At 58.7% G+C, this 15001-nt stretch carries 14 protein-coding genes; 6 read left to right on the top strand and 8 right to left on the bottom strand.

The features are described 5' to 3' along the window. Nucleotides 1-116 precede the first annotated feature (116 nt). Nucleotides 117-320 (bottom strand): hypothetical protein, encoded by a 204-nt coding sequence (locus R7035_RS24315; RefSeq protein WP_000553518.1) that lies wholly within the window; start codon nucleotides 318-320, stop codon nucleotides 117-119. 1096 nt (nucleotides 321-1416) lie between these two features. Between R7035_RS24315 and R7035_RS24310 the strand changes: the two genes are divergently transcribed. Genes R7035_RS24310 through mphR(A) form a run of 3 tightly spaced genes read left to right on the top strand, consistent with a single transcriptional unit; the run spans nucleotide 1417 to nucleotide 4141 of the window. Continuing rightward, nucleotides 1417-2322 (top strand): Mph(A) family macrolide 2'-phosphotransferase, encoded by a 906-nt coding sequence (locus tag R7035_RS24310; RefSeq protein ID WP_000219387.1) that lies wholly within the window; start codon nucleotides 1417-1419, stop codon nucleotides 2320-2322. Further along, on the top strand, nucleotides 2319-3557 hold the full coding sequence (gene mrx(A), locus R7035_RS24305) for a macrolide resistance MFS transporter Mrx(A) (RefSeq protein WP_276443105.1): 1239 nt from the start codon (nucleotides 2319-2321) through the stop codon (nucleotides 3555-3557). The genes R7035_RS24310 and mrx(A) overlap by 4 nt, the downstream gene beginning before the upstream one ends. Continuing rightward, nucleotides 3557-4141 carry a macrolide-binding transcriptional repressor MphR(A) gene (mphR(A), locus tag R7035_RS24300; RefSeq protein WP_001137892.1) on the top strand — a complete coding sequence of 195 codons (585 nt, stop codon included), beginning with the start codon at nucleotides 3557-3559 and terminating at the stop codon, nucleotides 4139-4141. The genes mrx(A) and mphR(A) overlap by 1 nt, the downstream gene beginning before the upstream one ends. 492 nt (nucleotides 4142-4633) lie before the next feature. On the opposite strand, the gene R7035_RS24295 is transcribed toward mphR(A), so the two are convergent. The 7 genes from R7035_RS24295 to R7035_RS24260 all read right to left on the bottom strand — a co-directional run bounded on the left by R7035_RS24295 (nucleotide 4634) and on the right by R7035_RS24260 (nucleotide 9914). Then, nucleotides 4634-5398 (bottom strand): IS6-like element IS6100 family transposase, encoded by a 765-nt coding sequence (locus R7035_RS24295; protein WP_001389365.1) that lies wholly within the window; start codon nucleotides 5396-5398, stop codon nucleotides 4634-4636. Between the two features lie 506 nt (nucleotides 5399-5904). Further along, complete coding sequence (locus tag R7035_RS24285) at nucleotides 5905-6405, bottom strand: GNAT family N-acetyltransferase (protein WP_000376623.1); 501 nt, start codon at nucleotides 6403-6405, stop codon at nucleotides 5905-5907. Nucleotides 6406-6532: 127 nt separating this feature from the next. Further along, nucleotides 6533-7372: a sulfonamide-resistant dihydropteroate synthase Sul1 gene (sul1, locus tag R7035_RS24280; RefSeq protein WP_000259031.1), complete on the bottom strand. Its 840-nt coding sequence runs from the start codon at nucleotides 7370-7372 to the stop codon at nucleotides 6533-6535. Continuing rightward, nucleotides 7366-7713 carry a quaternary ammonium compound efflux SMR transporter QacE delta 1 gene (locus R7035_RS24275; RefSeq protein ID WP_000679427.1) on the bottom strand — a complete coding sequence of 116 codons (348 nt, stop codon included), beginning with the start codon at nucleotides 7711-7713 and terminating at the stop codon, nucleotides 7366-7368. Before R7035_RS24275 ends, sul1 begins: the two co-directional genes overlap by 7 nt. Nucleotides 7714-7829: 116 nt before the next feature. Next, the gene (locus R7035_RS24270; RefSeq protein WP_001749984.1) at nucleotides 7830-8675 is read right to left on the bottom strand and encodes an ANT(3'')-Ia family aminoglycoside nucleotidyltransferase AadA16; all 846 of its coding nucleotides are present in this window, start codon (nucleotides 8673-8675) and stop codon (nucleotides 7830-7832) included. Nucleotides 8676-8855: 180 nt separating this feature from the next. Further along, nucleotides 8856-9329, bottom strand: a complete 474-nt coding sequence (gene dfrA27, locus R7035_RS24265; protein ID WP_001749985.1) for a trimethoprim-resistant dihydrofolate reductase DfrA27 — start codon at nucleotides 9327-9329, stop codon at nucleotides 8856-8858. A gap of 132 nt (nucleotides 9330-9461) precedes the next feature. Continuing rightward, complete coding sequence (locus tag R7035_RS24260) at nucleotides 9462-9914, bottom strand: NAD(+)--rifampin ADP-ribosyltransferase Arr-3 (protein WP_001749986.1); 453 nt, start codon at nucleotides 9912-9914, stop codon at nucleotides 9462-9464. A gap of 172 nt (nucleotides 9915-10086) precedes the next feature. On the opposite strand from R7035_RS24260, the gene intI1 reads away from it, so the two are divergent. From intI1 to R7035_RS24245, 3 genes are all read left to right on the top strand, one after another. Continuing rightward, nucleotides 10087-11100, top strand: coding sequence for a class 1 integron integrase IntI1 (gene intI1 / locus R7035_RS24255; RefSeq protein WP_000845039.1), 1014 nt, complete (start codon nucleotides 10087-10089; stop codon nucleotides 11098-11100). Nucleotides 11101-11396: 296 nt separating this feature from the next. Further along, on the top strand, nucleotides 11397-11954 hold the full coding sequence (locus tag R7035_RS24250; protein WP_001162012.1) for a recombinase family protein: 558 nt from the start codon (nucleotides 11397-11399) through the stop codon (nucleotides 11952-11954). Between the two features lie 2 nt (nucleotides 11955-11956). After that, nucleotides 11957-14929: a Tn3 family transposase gene (locus R7035_RS24245; RefSeq protein WP_001138073.1), complete on the top strand. Its 2973-nt coding sequence runs from the start codon at nucleotides 11957-11959 to the stop codon at nucleotides 14927-14929. Nucleotides 14930-15001: the final 72 nt, after the last annotated feature.

Raw genomic sequence — 15001 nt, 5'->3', positions numbered from 1 at the left:
CGGATAGATTCAAGCAAGCCAACTTGTCGTCAAAATCGGTGTTGCAAAAACGGGAGTGACCATAGATTCCGTTTTCTCTATTCGCCCCTTTGTTGAGATATGACCCGCTCCCCGGATCATGGCTTGGCCTTCTTCGCGACCCTGGCTACTGCACGGGCCGCCTTGAGGCACTCATCGAACACTTTCCCCTTTGCGAAGCTGGGTGTTCGGTCGAAAAAGAAGGTGGCTTCTTTCACCCCCAGCGAGACCGCATGAGGGGGAAATTCCTCCTTCTCCAGCGTTGCCTTGATGTGCTTGGCAATGAACTCGCGTGGGTGCATGGATGCCTCCGTTCTTCCAGAAACTGGTCTCATCACACAAACGACAGGCAATAGGAGTCCGTGACCCGCTGTCGGGCCGCTATCGCTTGTGGGATAAAGGCCCCGTTGACGGGGCCAGGAGAGAGCTGTAACCACATGCATTGCACCTGTGGTGGTGGCTTGAGCACTTCACAGTGAGTCAGCCGTTCTTGCTGTCGGTACCGGTGCGCCCTCACGGGCAGACCTACCATTCGAAACGGTCGCCTCTCGGCGAGGGCCTGGGTGGCGCTTCACAGCGGGACCAGGCATCCGCTTAACCCTGCGGTGGGAGATGTGATCACCTCCTTGGGGTGGTCATATCGGTTGGTTGTGGTGGCCGGGTCTGACACCGGCCGAGGTCTAGGGGGCATCCCTACGAATGCCGGTTGGCGCAAAGACCTTCCCATTCACCACAACCGTGGATTGCATTGGTCTCCGGGTCTCTCGTGCGGTACCCCATGGGCCTTGGCTCACCTGCAATGCAATCCCGGTTGTGTCCCGGCCTTTCACCGGGTGGGTGGCTGGGGAGTCAGACCCGCCACTCGCTGTGTTCGCTATCACTTCAACTGTGCTGTCTTTCCAGCTGTCAGCCGGTCACTGCCTTAATTTCCATTCACCTTGGTCGGCATGCATTCCAGCCTTGCCAAGGGAGAGCGGGGAGGTTAGTCAGCCCGGTTGCCGGTGTTATTTCCCCAAGCGGTTTGTTGCCACCGCTGCCAGTGTTGTGCTGGTCCTCCGGCTGGGGTTGTCCATCGTGCGAAATCAATTTGCTAACTATTGGTTAGCATATGCTTGGTTTGCTTTAAGTCAACACCCAAAAGTTAGTTTTTCAATTTTTTAATTCAGGGTCAGTTGGTGCAAGCTGTGGTGACGCAAAGGAAGGGGTAATTTTCGGATCATTGCCCTGCCGCCCGTTGCTCCGAACCACTGGGAGCTGGACCCCAACGATCTCGGGTGTGACGATGGACCTGTACTGAGGGGGCTGTGGGTCGTACCCCGATTCGCATGAGGATTGAATATAACCGACGTGACTGTTATATTTAGGTGGCTAAACCCGTCAAGCCCTCAGGAGTGAATCATGACCGTAGTCACGACCGCCGATACCTTCCAACTGTACGCACTTGCAGCCCGACATGGGCTCAAGCTCCATGGCCCGCTGACTGTCAATGAGCTTGGGCTCGACTATAGGATCGTGATCGCCACCGTCGACGATGGACGTCGGTGGGTGCTGCGCATCCCGCGCCGAGCCGAGGTAAGCGCGAAGGTCGAACCAGAGGCGCGGGTGCTGGCAATGCTCAAGAATCGCCTGCCGTTCGCGGTGCCGGACTGGCGCGTGGCCAACGCCGAGCTCGTTGCCTATCCCATGCTCGAAGACTCGACTGCGATGGTCATCCAGCCTGGTTCGTCCACGCCCGACTGGGTCGTGCCGCAGGACTCGGAGGTCTTCGCGGAGAGCTTCGCGACCGCGCTCGCCGCCCTGCATGCCGTCCCCATTTCCGCCGCCGTGGATGCGGGGATGCTCATCCGTACACCGACGCAGGCCCGTCAGAAGGTGGCCGACGACGTTGACCGCGTCCGACGCGAGTTCGTGGTGAACGACAAGCGCCTCCACCGGTGGCAGCGCTGGCTCGACGACGATTCGTCGTGGCCAGATTTCTCCGTGGTGGTGCATGGCGATCTCTACGTGGGCCATGTGCTCATCGACAACACGGAGCGCGTCAGCGGGATGATCGACTGGAGCGAGGCCCGCGTTGATGACCCTGCCATCGACATGGCCGCGCACCTTATGGTCTTTGGTGAAGAGGGGCTCGCGAAGCTCCTCCTCACGTATGAAGCGGCCGGTGGCCGGGTGTGGCCGCGGCTCGCCCACCACATCGCGGAGCGCCTTGCGTTCGGGGCGGTCACCTACGCACTCTTCGCCCTCGACTCGGGTAACGAAGAGTACCTCGCTGCGGCGAAGGCGCAGCTCGCCGCAGCGGAATGAGCGAACGTCGATATAGCCCGCTCGCGACGCTGTTCGCGGCGACCTTTCTCTTCCGGATCGGCAACGCGGTGGCGGCCCTCGCGCTTCCATGGTTCGTCCTGTCTCATACAAAGAGCGCGGCCTGGGCGGGCGCCACGGCCGCTAGCAGCGTCATCGCGACCATCATCGGCGCGTGGGTTGGTGGTGGCCTCGTCGATCGGTTCGGGCGCGCGCCCGTCGCATTGATCTCGGGTGTGGTGGGCGGCGTGGCCATGGCGAGCATCCCACTGCTCGATGCCGTTGGCGCCCTCTCGAACACTGGGCTGATCGCTTGCGTGGTGCTCGGTGCCGCGTTCGACGCACCCGGTATGGCCGCGCAGGACAGTGAGCTGCCCAAACTCGGCCACGTCGCCGGGCTCTCCGTTGAGCGCGTCTCGTCACTGAAAGCGGTGATCGGGAACGTCGCGATTCTAGGTGGCCCGGCCCTTGGGGGGGCCGCAATCGGCCTGCTTGGCGCTGCGCCAACGCTCGGGCTGACGGCGTTCTGCTCCGTCCTTGCAGGTCTGCTCGGCGCGTGGGGGCTTCCCGCGCGTGCCGCTCGGACGATGACCACGACGGCGACTCTCTCCATGCGCGCCGGCGTCGCTTTTCTCTGGAGCGAACCCCTGCTGCGCCCTCTCTTTGGTATAGTGATGATCTTCGTGGGCATCGTTGGCGCCAACGGCAGCGTCATCATGCCTGCGCTGTTTGTAGATGCAGGACGCCAAGTAGCAGAGCTCGGGCTGTTCTCCTCAATGATGGGGGCTGGTGGTCTCCTTGGCATTGCCATTCATGCGTCGGTCGGCGCCCGGATATCAGCGCAGAACTGGCTGGCGGTGGCATTTTGTGGCTCTGCGGTGGGCTCGCTTCTGCTTTCACAGTTGCCAGGCGTGCCGGTGCTGATGTTGTTGGGCGCGCTCGTGGGACTGCTGACCGGCTCAGTCTCTCCCATTCTCAACGCTGCCATCTACAACCGCACGCCGCCAGAACTTCTCGGCCGGGTACTCGGCACGGTCTCGGCGGTGATGCTGTCAGCCTCGCCCATGGTTATGCTTGCGGCCGGCGCGTTTGTCGACCTTGCTGGTCCGCTCCCTGGCCTCGTTGTATCGGCCGTGTTTGCGGGGCTCGTGGCTCTACTCTCGCTCCGTCTTCAATTTGCTACAATGGCGGCGGCAGCCACAGCCTCCGCCCCAACCCATACAGAAGGTGAACACTGATGCCCCGCCCCAAGCTCAAGTCCGATGACGAGGTACTCGAGGCCGCCACCGTAGTGCTGAAGCGTTGCGGTCCCATAGAGTTCACGCTCAGCGGAGTAGCAAAGGAGGTGGGGCTCTCCCGCGCAGCGTTAATCCAGCGCTTCACCAACCGCGATACGCTGCTGGTGAGGATGATGGAGCGCGGCGTCGAGCAGGTGCGGCATTACCTGAATGCGATACCGATAGGCGCAGGGCCGCAAGGGCTCTGGGAATTTTTGCAGGTGCTCGTTCGGAGCATGAACACTCGCAACGACTTCTCGGTGAACTATCTCATCTCCTGGTACGAGCTCCAGGTGCCGGAGCTACGCACGCTTGCGATCCAGCGGAACCGCGCGGTGGTGGAGGGGATCCGCAAGCGACTGCCCCCAGGTGCTCCTGCGGCAGCTGAGTTGCTCCTGCACTCGGTCATCGCTGGCGCGACGATGCAGTGGGCCGTCGATCCGGATGGTGAGCTAGCTGATCATGTGCTGGCTCAGATCGCTGCCATCCTGTGTTTAATGTTTCCCGAACACGACGATTTCCAACTCCTCCAGGCACATGCGTAAACGGAGGTGTGCAGAGTCCCTGCGGCAGGCGACGAACACGACCGTCGTCGATTAGTACCGGTACGGTCGGTGGTATCGAAGTCTTGATCACCACTCAGGTCTACGGCTTACAAATGGTGACCATCCCGATACTTGCGTCAGAGCACCGGGCCGATTCTTTGACAGTGAATCACTCCCGTAAGGTTGTGCCGGTGTGGGTGTCCCGGGTCGAGACGATACTCCGCCAATGCGCCCAGCAAACAACCTGGCCATCGCAGGTGGTGGGGAGCGGTGTGGCGGATGAGTTGGACAAGTTGGTGTAGCAGCACGAGCACGGCGAGATAACATCGCAGGAGTTCGACATGCTCAAGAGACAGCTGATTGCGAATCGCGATGCAGATTCATAACCCGATTGCGGGTTGGCTTCACTCCACCATCACCGAGCAGACTAGCACGGCGGGCTCTGTTGCAAAGATTGGCGGCAGTCAGAGGTAGGCTGTCGCTCTGCGCCGATCAGGCGGCTGCTGCGAAATGGTGGTTGAGCATGCCCATGGCCTCCGTCAGCGCCGAGGGCCCAATGCCAAAAGCTCTCTCCACAAGGCGCACCTCGCCCCTGATGCCGGGCTGCAGGCACCAGGGGCGAGCCTGTCCTTTGCGCAGGGCTCGCATGACTTCGAATCCCTTGATCGTGGCATAGGCCGTGGGGATCGATTTGAAACCGCGCACCGGCTTGATCAGTATCTTGAGCTTTCCGTGATCGGCCTCGATCACGTTATTGAGATACTTCACCTGCCGGTGGGCCGTCTCCCGGTCCAGCTTTCCTTCGCGCTTCAATTCGGTGATCGCTGCACCATAGCTCGGCGCTTTGTCGGTATTGAGCGTGGCAGGCTTTTCCCAGTGCTTCAGGCCTCGCAGGGCCTTGCCCAGGAACCGCTTCGCTGCCTTGGCGCTGCGGGTCGGCGACAGGTAGAAATCGATCGTGTCGCCCCGCTTGTCGACTGCCCGGTACAGGTAGGTCCACTTGCCCCGCACCTTGACGTAGGTTTCATCCAGGCGCCAGCTCGGATCAAAGCCACGCCGCCAGAACCAGCGCAGCCGCTTCTCCATCTCCGGGGCGTAGCACTGGACCCAGCGATAGATCGTCGTATGGTCGACCGAAATGCCGCGTTCCGCCAGCATTTCCTCAAGGTCGCGATAGCTGATCGGATAGCGACAATACCAGCGCACCGCCCACAGGATCACATCACCCTGGAAATGGCGCCACTTGAAATCCGTCATCGTTCCGTCCGTCCAATCTCCGCCAAGCATGCTCAAGCTTCACGATTTTTGCAACAGAGCCCACACGAGTATTGAGCATAGTCGAGATTGGTGCAGATCACTTCTGATATTGAACTGTCAGGAGCTGGCTGCACAACAGCCATTACGCCCAATCAACTGGTGCAGTCGTCTTCTGAAAATGACATTTGGTATCTCTCATAAACGGATGTTTTTGAGAGAACTATCTTCGGCCTTCACACGCACGAAAGGCGGCGAAGCTCCGCCGTTAATCCGTCCGCCGGAGATCTCGCCCAGGCAGGCTGAAGGCCGAGCAAGCCTGACAGGCCCGAAAAGCCCGGCACGGGCGTCGGCGGCGATGACGGCGGCGGCATTATCCAGGGTTGATGATGGAAGTGGAGGATATCGACAACCTCTCGCGCAACCAAGACATCGCGGTCGGACTGCAAGTGATCTTGAAGCCACGGGCCCGTCCCACCCCGACATGGACCTCGATGCCCGAACGGACGTTAGATTTCGAGTTCTAGGCGTTCTGCGATGAAGGTTGGATCCCAGCCGGGATTGAAAGTGTCGACGTGGGTGAATCCGAGCCGCTCGTATAGGCCACGCAGGTTCGGGTGGCAGTCGAGCCGCAGCTTGGCGCACCCCTGCGTTCGCGCGGCATGGCGGCAAGCCTCGATCAGCGCGGAGCTGACACCCCGGCCCGCATGTGTCCGTCGCACCGCGAGCTTGTGCAGATATGCGGCCTCCCCCTTGAGGGCGTCGGGCCAGAACTCGGGATCCTCGGCCGACAAGGTGCAACAGCCGACGATGCCGTCGCTGCAACTCGCGACTAGGAGCTCGGATCTCAGGACGAAGGTCTCCGCGAATGTCCGGTCGATCCGCGCGACGTCCCAGGCGGGCGTTCCCTTGGCGGACATCCACGCCGCAGCGTCGTGCATCAGCCGCACAACCTCGTCGATATCACCCGAGCAGGCGACCCGAACGTTCGGAGGCTCCTCGCTGTCCATTCGCTCCCCTGGCGCGGTATGAACCGCCGCCTCATAGTGCAGTTTGATCCTGACGAGCCCAGCATGTCTGCGCCCACCTTCGCGGAACCTGACCAGGGTCCGCTAGCGGGCGGCCGGAAGGTGAATGCTAGGCATGATCTAACCCTCGGTCTCTGGCGTCGCGACTGCGAAATTTCGCGAGGGTTTCCGAGAAGGTGATTGCGCTTCGCAGATCTCCAGGCGCGTGGGTGCGGACGTAGTCAGCGCCATTGCCGATCGCGTGAAGTTCCGCCGCAAGGCTCGCTGGACCCAGATCCTTTACAGGAAGGCCAACGGTGGCGCCCAAGAAGGATTTCCGCGACACCGAGACCAATAGCGGAAGCCCCAACGCCGACTTCAGCTTTTGAAGGTTCGACAGCACGTGCAGCGATGTTTCCGGTGCGGGGCTCAAGAAAAATCCCATCCCCGGATCGAGGATGAGCCGGTCGGCAGCGACCCCGCTCCGTCGCAAGGCGGAAACCCGCGCCTCGAAGAACCGCACAATCTCGTCGAGCGCGTCTTCGGGTCGAAGGTGACCGGTGCGGGTGGCGATGCCATCCCGCTGCGCTGAGTGCATAACCACCAGCCTGCAGTCCGCCTCAGCAATATCGGGATAGAGCGCAGGGTCAGGAAATCCTTGGATATCGTTCAGGTAGCCCACGCCGCGCTTGAGCGCATAGCGCTGGGTTTCCGGTTGGAAGCTGTCGATTGAAACACGGTGCATCTGATCGGACAGGGCGTCTAAGAGCGGCGCAATACGTCTGATCTCATCGGCCGGCGATACAGGCCTCGCGTCCGGATGGCTGGCGGCCGGTCCGACATCCACGACGTCTGATCCGACTCGCAGCATTTCGATCGCCGCGGTGACAGCGCCGGCGGGGTCTAGCCGCCGGCTCTCATCGAAGAAGGAGTCCTCGGTGAGATTCAGAATGCCGAACACCGTCACCATGGCGTCGGCCTCCGCAGCGACTTCCACGATGGGGATCGGGCGAGCAAAAAGGCAGCAATTATGAGCCCCATACCTACAAAGCCCCACGCATCAAGCTTTTGCCCATGAAGCAACCAGGCAATGGCTGTAATTATGACGACGCCGAGTCCCGACCAGACTGCATAAGCAACACCGACAGGGATGGATTTCAGAACCAGAGAAAGAAAATAAAATGCGATGCCATAACCGATTATGACAACGGCGGAAGGGGCAAGCTTAGTAAAGCCCTCGCTAGATTTTAATGCGGATGTTGCGATTACTTCGCCAACTATTGCGATAACAAGAAAAAGCCAGCCTTTCATGATATATCTCCCAATTTGTGTAGGGCTTATTATGCACGCTTAAAAATAATAAAAGCAGACTTGACCTGATAGTTTGGCTGTGAGCAATTATGTGCTTAGTGCATCTAACGCCTGAATTAAGCTGCGCCGCGAAGCGGCGTCGGCTTGAATGAACTGTTAGACATCATTGGCGTGGAGCCGAGCAGACTGGCGGCTTCGTGCTTCACAAAGTAAATGAACGCAGTCAACTGATCAGCGCGTGAGGCCAAGCAATCCATCCCTTGTCCAAGGTAAGCCTGCTGGGCTTCAAGCAGCACGGGCTGATGTTGGACGGGCAGGCGTTCCATTACCCAGTTGGCAGCTACATCCTTCGGCGCGATCTTGCCGGTTGCTGCGCTGTACCAAATGCGAGACAAAGTAAGCACTACATTCCGCTCGTCGCCTGCCCAATCCGGTTGTGAGTTCCATAGTTTCAAGGTGTCGGCCAGTGCTTTGAATAGATCGCTTTCCGGGACTGAGTTGAAGAAATCTTCCGCGGCCGAACCTGCCAAGGCAAGGCTGTGTTGCCTTGCTTTAGTTAGCAGAATAGCCAGATCAACATCGGTTGTCGCGGGCTCGAAGATGCCCGCAAGAATGTCCTTGCGCTGCCACTCCCCGAATTGCAGTTCCCGTCTGGCTGGATAACGCCAAGGAACAACATCGCCGTACACGACGATGGTAACTTCCAAGGCACGGAGAGCTTCACTTTGGCCGGGAGAAGCGGAAACTTCCAGGAAATCTACGAACAGAGCCTGCCGCACAGTCTCATCGAGCTGTGCAGTCACAGTAACCAGCAAATCAATATCACTGCATGGCTTCAGGCCACCGTCGAGTGCAGAGCCGTACAAATGCACGGCCAGCAACGTCGATCCCAGATGATGCTCGATGACGTTGAGTGCCTGTGATAGCTGTACCGAAATCTCGGCGGGCACTGCGTTGCTCATGATGTCTAACTCCCAATTTGTGTAGGGCTTATTATGCACGCTTAAAAATAATAAAAGCAGACTTGACCTGATAGTTTGGCTGTGAGCAATTATGTGCTTAGTGCATCTAACGCCGCTAAGCAGCGGCACATTTTGCGTTTTGAGCGCAGCGAAGCAAAATGTGTCCGATGGCTTGGATGGTTAACCCCTTTGCCAGATTTGATAGCGATAATTTATATTTGAATGAAATTCCTGCTCGAACACCACATTGAACTCTTTGGGGATTTCCGGAAAGAAAACATTGCCCTCTGGCTCGGAATCTATTGTCGAGATATGTAGCGTGTCGGCATGGGCGATCAGACTCTTGTAGATCTCTCCACCACCAGAAACAACAACATGGTTCGTAAGAGTCTTTAGCTCCCTCATTGCTGCTTCTATAGATGGAAACACAACCACATCATCGTTAGTAGCTACCGATCCTGAGCGGCTGACAACTGCATACTTTCTATTTGGGAGAGCCCCCATTGCCTCAAATGTTTTACGGCCGACTAAGAGCCATTGATTGTAAGTTATTGCTTTAAAAAGCAGCTGCTCACCTTTAGCGTTCCACGGGATATCCGAGCCGCAGCCAATAACCCCATTTCTTGCTTTTGCAGCCATTAGTGATATTTTCACGATACTCCTTTGGGTTAACGCCGCCATAAACGGCGACAGGGTGGCGCGCCTATTGCGCATAAAATGGCGAAGCCATGCGCAACAGGCGCGGAATCTCTGGCGTCCGGTTTGATGGCTTTGTTATGCAAAGGACTAGTCTTCAATGACGTGTAAACCACGGCGCTTTAAGTCCTCCAACGAATCCAACATTCCCCTTATTAATTCAACAGGATGCCCCTCCCAGTCTTCAACAACGCCAACAATTCTCAAGGGTTCGCAGGTTCTATAGGACTGTGTTGGATTACCGGGAAATCTTTTGTTCGTAAGATTCGGATCGTCTTCGAACGGTCCTGTTGGCTCAACTATGTATATGTAGCCGCGACCCTCGAGGCCAGACAGTGACATAGCAAGTTCAGCTCCCCAAACTGCTGGCTCCATCAAGGCTGAAAAGTAGATGTGCTTAAGAATACGACCGTCCTCGAAATGAGAGATGAACCCTGTGGTTAGCAAGTCACCAATCGCCAAATTGGCTTTGGTTCCATGATAGAACGGTCCTTGCACCTGCTTGTAATTATCATGAGAGATGGGAATCCAATCTTTTACCATTTTAAGACCCTTAATTGTTGGGATTTGGCTGCATAACTTTGTTTTAGGGCGACTGCCCTGCTGCGTAACATCGTTGCTGCTCCATAACATCAAACATCGACCCACGGCGTAACGCGCTTGCTGCTTGGATGCCCGAGGCATAGACTGTACAAAAAAACAGTCATAACAAGCCATGAAAACCGCCACTGCGCCGTTACCACCGCTGCGTTCGGTCAAGGTTCTGGACCAGTTGCGTGAGCGCATACGCTACTTGCATTACAGCTTACCAACCGAACAGGCTTATGTCCACTGGGTTCGTGCCTTCATCCGTTTCCACGGTGTGCGTCACCCGGCAACCTTGGGCAGCAGCGAAGTCGAGGCATTTCTGTCCTGGCTGGCGAACGAGCGCAAGGTTTCGGTCTCCACGCATCGTCAGGCATTGGCGGCCTTGCTGTTCTTCTACGGCAAGGTGCTGTGCACGGATCTGCCCTGGCTTCAGGAGATCGGAAGACCTCGGCCGTCGCGGCGCTTGCCGGTGGTGCTGACCCCGGATGAAGTGGTTCGCATCCTCGGTTTTCTGGAAGGCGAGCATCGTTTGTTCGCCCAGCTTCTGTATGGAACGGGCATGCGGATCAGTGAGGGTTTGCAACTGCGGGTCAAGGATCTGGATTTCGATCACGGCACGATCATCGTGCGGGAGGGCAAGGGCTCCAAGGATCGGGCCTTGATGTTACCCGAGAGCTTGGCACCCAGCCTGCGCGAGCAGCTGTCGCGTGCACGGGCATGGTGGCTGAAGGACCAGGCCGAGGGCCGCAGCGGCGTTGCGCTTCCCGACGCCCTTGAGCGGAAGTATCCGCGCGCCGGGCATTCCTGGCCGTGGTTCTGGGTTTTTGCGCAGCACACGCATTCGACCGATCCACGGAGCGGTGTCGTGCGTCGCCATCACATGTATGACCAGACCTTTCAGCGCGCCTTCAAACGTGCCGTAGAACAAGCAGGCATCACGAAGCCCGCCACACCGCACACCCTCCGCCACTCGTTCGCGACGGCCTTGCTCCGCAGCGGTTACGACATTCGAACCGTGCAGGATCTGCTCGGCCATTCCGACGTCTCTACGACGATGATTTACACGCATGTGCTGAAAGTTGGCGGTGCCGGAGTGCGCTCACCGCTTGATGCGCTGCCGCCCCTCACTAGTGAGAGGTAGGGCAGCGCAAGTCAATCCTGGCGGATTCACTACCCCTGCGCGAAGGCCATCGGTGCCGCATCGAACGGCCGGTTGCGGAAAGTCCTCCCTGCGTCCGCTGATGGCCGGCAGCAGCCCGTCGTTGCCTGATGGATCCAACCCCTCCGCTGCTATAGTGCAGTCGGCTTCTGACGTTCAGTGCAGCCGTCTTCTGAAAACGACAAACGATGTCAGAATAGAGTTAAATTTCCTATTGATTGACATATTCCGTCAAAGGTAATAGATTTCATCCTGACACTTTTGCCTTTGGAGGCATCTTGCAAGGTCAACGCATCGGCTATGTCCGCGTCAGCAGCTTCGACCAGAACCCGGAACGGCAATTGGAGGGTGTTCAGGTGGCGCGGGTGTTCACCGACAAGGCTTCTGGCAAGGACACCCAGCGTCCCGAGCTGGAAAGGCTGCTGGCCTTCGTCCGCGAGGGCGACACCGTGGTGGTGCATAGCATGGACAGGCTGGCACGCAACCTTGATGACCTGCGCCGCATCGTCCAAGGGCTGACACAACGGGGCGTGCGCATGGAGTTCGTCAAAGAAGGGCTGAAGTTCACCGGCGAGGACTCACCGATGGCCAATCTGATGCTGTCGGTCATGGGAGCCTTCGCTGAGTTCGAGCGCGCCCTGATCCGCGAACGTCAGCGCGAGGGAATCGTGCTGGCCAAGCAGCGCGGTGCCTACCGGGGACGAAAGAAATCGCTGAACAGCGAACAAATTGCCGAGTTGAAACGGCGAGTTGCGGCAGGCGACCAAAAAACCTTGGTGGCCCGTGACTTCGGCATCAGCCGCGAAACCTTGTACCAGTACCTGCGGGAAGACTGACCATGCCACGCCGCTCAATCCTGTCCGCCACCGAGCGCGAAAGCCTGCTGGCACTGCCAGATGCCAAAGACGAACTGATACGGCACTACACGTTCAACGAAACCGACCTGTCGGTGATCCGTCAGCGTCGCGGCGCCGCGAATCGATTGGGCTTCGCTGTGCAGCTTTGCTACTTGCGATTCCCTGGCACCTTTTTGGGCGTCGATGAGCCTCCGTTTCCGCCCCTGTTGCGCATGGTGGCCGCGCAACTCAAGATGCCAGTGGAAAGTTGGAGCGAGTACGGCCAGCGCGAACAGACACGGCGGGAGCACTTGGTCGAGCTGCAAACGGTTTTTGGGTTCAAGCCCTTCACCATGAGCCACTATCGGCAAGCCGTGCATACATTGACCGAGCTGGCCTTGCAGACCGACAAAGGCATCGTGCTGGCGAGCGCACTTGTCGAGAATCTGCGGCGGCAGAGCATTATCCTGCCCGCCATGAATGCCATCGAGCGCGCAAGCGCCGAGGCCATCACCCGTGCCAACCGACGCATTTACGCGGCGCTGACCGATTCTTTGTTATCACCCCACCGTCAGCGCCTGGACGAACTTCTCAAGCGCAAGGACGGCAGTAAAGTGACGTGGCTGGCATGGCTGCGCCAGTCGCCTGCCAAACCGAACTCTCGCCACATGCTCGAACATATTGAGCGCCTGAAATCCTGGCAAGCACTTGATCTGCCCGCAGGCATCGAGCGGCAGGTTCACCAGAACCGCCTGCTCAAAATCGCTCGTGAAGGTGGCCAGATGACGCCTGCTGATCTGGCAAAGTTCGAGGTGCAACGACGCTATGCCACGCTGGTAGCGCTGGCCATCGAAGGCATGGCCACCGTCACCGATGAAATCATCGACCTTCACGATCGCATCATCGGCAAGCTGTTCAACGCGGCCAAGAACAAGCATCAGCAGCAGTTCCAGGCTTCCGGCAAGGCGATCAACGACAAGGTGCGGATGTATGGGCGCATCGGTCAAGCGTTGATTGAGGCCAAGCAAAGCGGCAGCGATCCGTTCGCCGCCATCGAGGCCGTTATGCCCTGGGACACCTTCGCCGCCAGCGTCACCGAAGCGCAAACATTGGCGCGGCCTGCCGACTTTGATTTCCTGCACCACATCGGTGAAAGCTATGCCACGCTACGCCGCTACGCGCCGCAGTTCCTGGGCGTGCTCAAATTGCGGGCTGCGCCCGCCGCCAAGGGTGTGCTCGATGCCATCGACATGCTGCGCGGCATGAACAGCGACAGCGCGCGCAAGGTGCCCGCCGATGCGCCAACCGCATTCATCAAGCCGCGCTGGGCAAAGCTGGTTCTGACCGACGACGGCATCGACCGGCGTTACTACGAGTTATGCGCCCTGTCGGAGCTGAAGAACGCGCTGCGCTCCGGTGATGTCTGGGTGCAGGGTTCTCGCCAGTTCAAGGACTTCGACGAATACCTGGTGCCGGTCGAGAAGTTCGCCACTTTGAAGCTGGCCAGCGAATTGCCGCTGGCAGTGGCCACCGACTGCGACCAATACCTGCATGACCGGTTGGAATTGTTGGAGGCGCAACTCGCCACAGTCAACCGCATGGCTGCGGCCAACGACTTACCGGATGCCATCATCACCACCGCGTCAGGCCTGAAGATCACGCCGCTGGACGCGGCAGTACCAGACGCCGCGCAAGCCATGATCGACCAGACAGCTATGCTGCTGCCGCACCTCAAAATCACCGAGTTGCTGATGGAGGTCGATGAATGGACGGGCTTCACCCGCCACTTCACACACCTGAAGACCAGCGACACGGCCAAGGACAAAACCTTGCTGTTGACGACGATCCTGGCCGACGCGATCAACCTGGGTCTGACCAAAATGGCCGAGTCCTGCCCTGGCACCACCTACGCCAAGCTGTCTTGGCTGCAAGCCTGGCACATCCGCGATGAAACCTATTCGACGGCGCTGGCCGAGCTGGTGAATGCGCAGTTTCGGCAACCCTTCGCCGGCAACTGGGGTGACGGCACCACGTCATCGTCGGACGGCCAGAACTTCAGAACCGGCAGCAAAGCAGAAAGCACTGGTCATATCAACCCGAAGTATGGAAGCAGTCCAGGACGGACTTTCTACACCCATATCTCCGACCAGTACGCGCCCTTCAGTGCCAAGGTGGTCAACGTGGGCATTCGTGATTCAACTTACGTGCTTGATGGCCTGCTGTACCACGAGTCGGACTTGCGCATCGAGGAACACTACACCGACACGGCAGGCTTCACCGATCACGTGTTTGGCTTGATGCATTTGCTGGGATTTCGCTTCGCGCCGCGTATCCGTGACTTGGGCGAAACCAAGCTATTCATCCCCAAGGGCGATGCCGCCTATGACGCGCTCAAGCCGATGATTAGCAGCGACAGGCTGAACATCAAGCAAATACGCGCCCATTGGGATGAAATTCTGCGGCTGGCCACCTCCATCAAGCAAGGCACGGTAACGGCTTCGCTGATGCTGCGCAAACTCGGCAGCTACCCGCGCCAGAACGGCTTGGCCGTGGCGTTGCGCGAGCTGGGGCGCATCGAGCGCACGCTGTTCATTTTGGATTGGCTGCAAAGCGTGGAGCTGCGCCGCCGCGTCCATGCGGGGCTGAATAAGGGCGAGGCGCGCAACGCGCTGGCCAGGGCGGTCTTCTTCTACCGATTGGGTGAAATCCGCGACCGCAGTTTTGAGCAGCAGCGCTACCGGGCCAGCGGCCTCAATCTGGTGACGGCGGCCATCGTGTTGTGGAACACGGTATATCTGGAGCGTGCCACCAGTGCTTTGCGTGGCAACGGCACGGCGCTGGACGACACATTGTTGCAATATCTGTCGCCGCTGGGGTGGGAGCACATCAACCTGACCGGCGATTACCTATGGCGCAGCAGCGCCAAGGTCGGTGCGGGGAAGTTTAGGCCATTGCGACCGCTGCCACCGGCTTAGCGTGCTTTATTTAATGAGATGGTCACTCCCTCCTTCCCGGTACTATGCTGAGGACAGGCTTTCATTCGGAGA

It is taken from the genome of Vibrio sp. 1731 (assembly GCF_033339955.1).
Classification (GTDB): domain Bacteria; phylum Pseudomonadota; class Gammaproteobacteria; order Enterobacterales; family Vibrionaceae; genus Vibrio; species Vibrio alginolyticus.
This window is presented reverse-complemented; position numbering and strand designations above follow the sequence as displayed.

Excerpts from the sequence above, each read along its gene's own strand:
- sul1 (WP_000259031.1), bottom strand. The coding sequence starts at position 7,372 with ATGGTGACGGTGTTCGGCATTCTGAATCTCACCGAGGACTCCTTCTTC.
- R7035_RS24275 (WP_000679427.1), bottom strand. The coding sequence starts at position 7,713 with ATGAAAGGCTGGCTTTTTCTTGTTATCGCAATAGTTGGCGAAGTAATC.
- R7035_RS24295 (WP_001389365.1), bottom strand. The coding sequence starts at position 5,398 with ATGACGGATTTCAAGTGGCGCCATTTCCAGGGTGATGTGATCCTGTGG.
- R7035_RS24260 (WP_001749986.1), bottom strand. The coding sequence starts at position 9,914 with ATGGTAAAAGATTGGATTCCCATCTCTCATGATAATTACAAGCAGGTG.
- R7035_RS24315 (WP_000553518.1), bottom strand. The coding sequence starts at position 320 with ATGCACCCACGCGAGTTCATTGCCAAGCACATCAAGGCAACGCTGGAG.
- R7035_RS24285 (WP_000376623.1), bottom strand. The coding sequence starts at position 6,405 with ATGGACAGCGAGGAGCCTCCGAACGTTCGGGTCGCCTGCTCGGGTGAT.
- intI1 (WP_000845039.1), top strand. The coding sequence starts at position 10,087 with ATGAAAACCGCCACTGCGCCGTTACCACCGCTGCGTTCGGTCAAGGTT.
- R7035_RS24270 (WP_001749984.1), bottom strand. The coding sequence starts at position 8,675 with ATGAGCAACGCAGTGCCCGCCGAGATTTCGGTACAGCTATCACAGGCA.
- R7035_RS24245 (WP_001138073.1), top strand. The coding sequence starts at position 11,957 with ATGCCACGCCGCTCAATCCTGTCCGCCACCGAGCGCGAAAGCCTGCTG.
- R7035_RS24310 (WP_000219387.1), top strand. The coding sequence starts at position 1,417 with ATGACCGTAGTCACGACCGCCGATACCTTCCAACTGTACGCACTTGCA.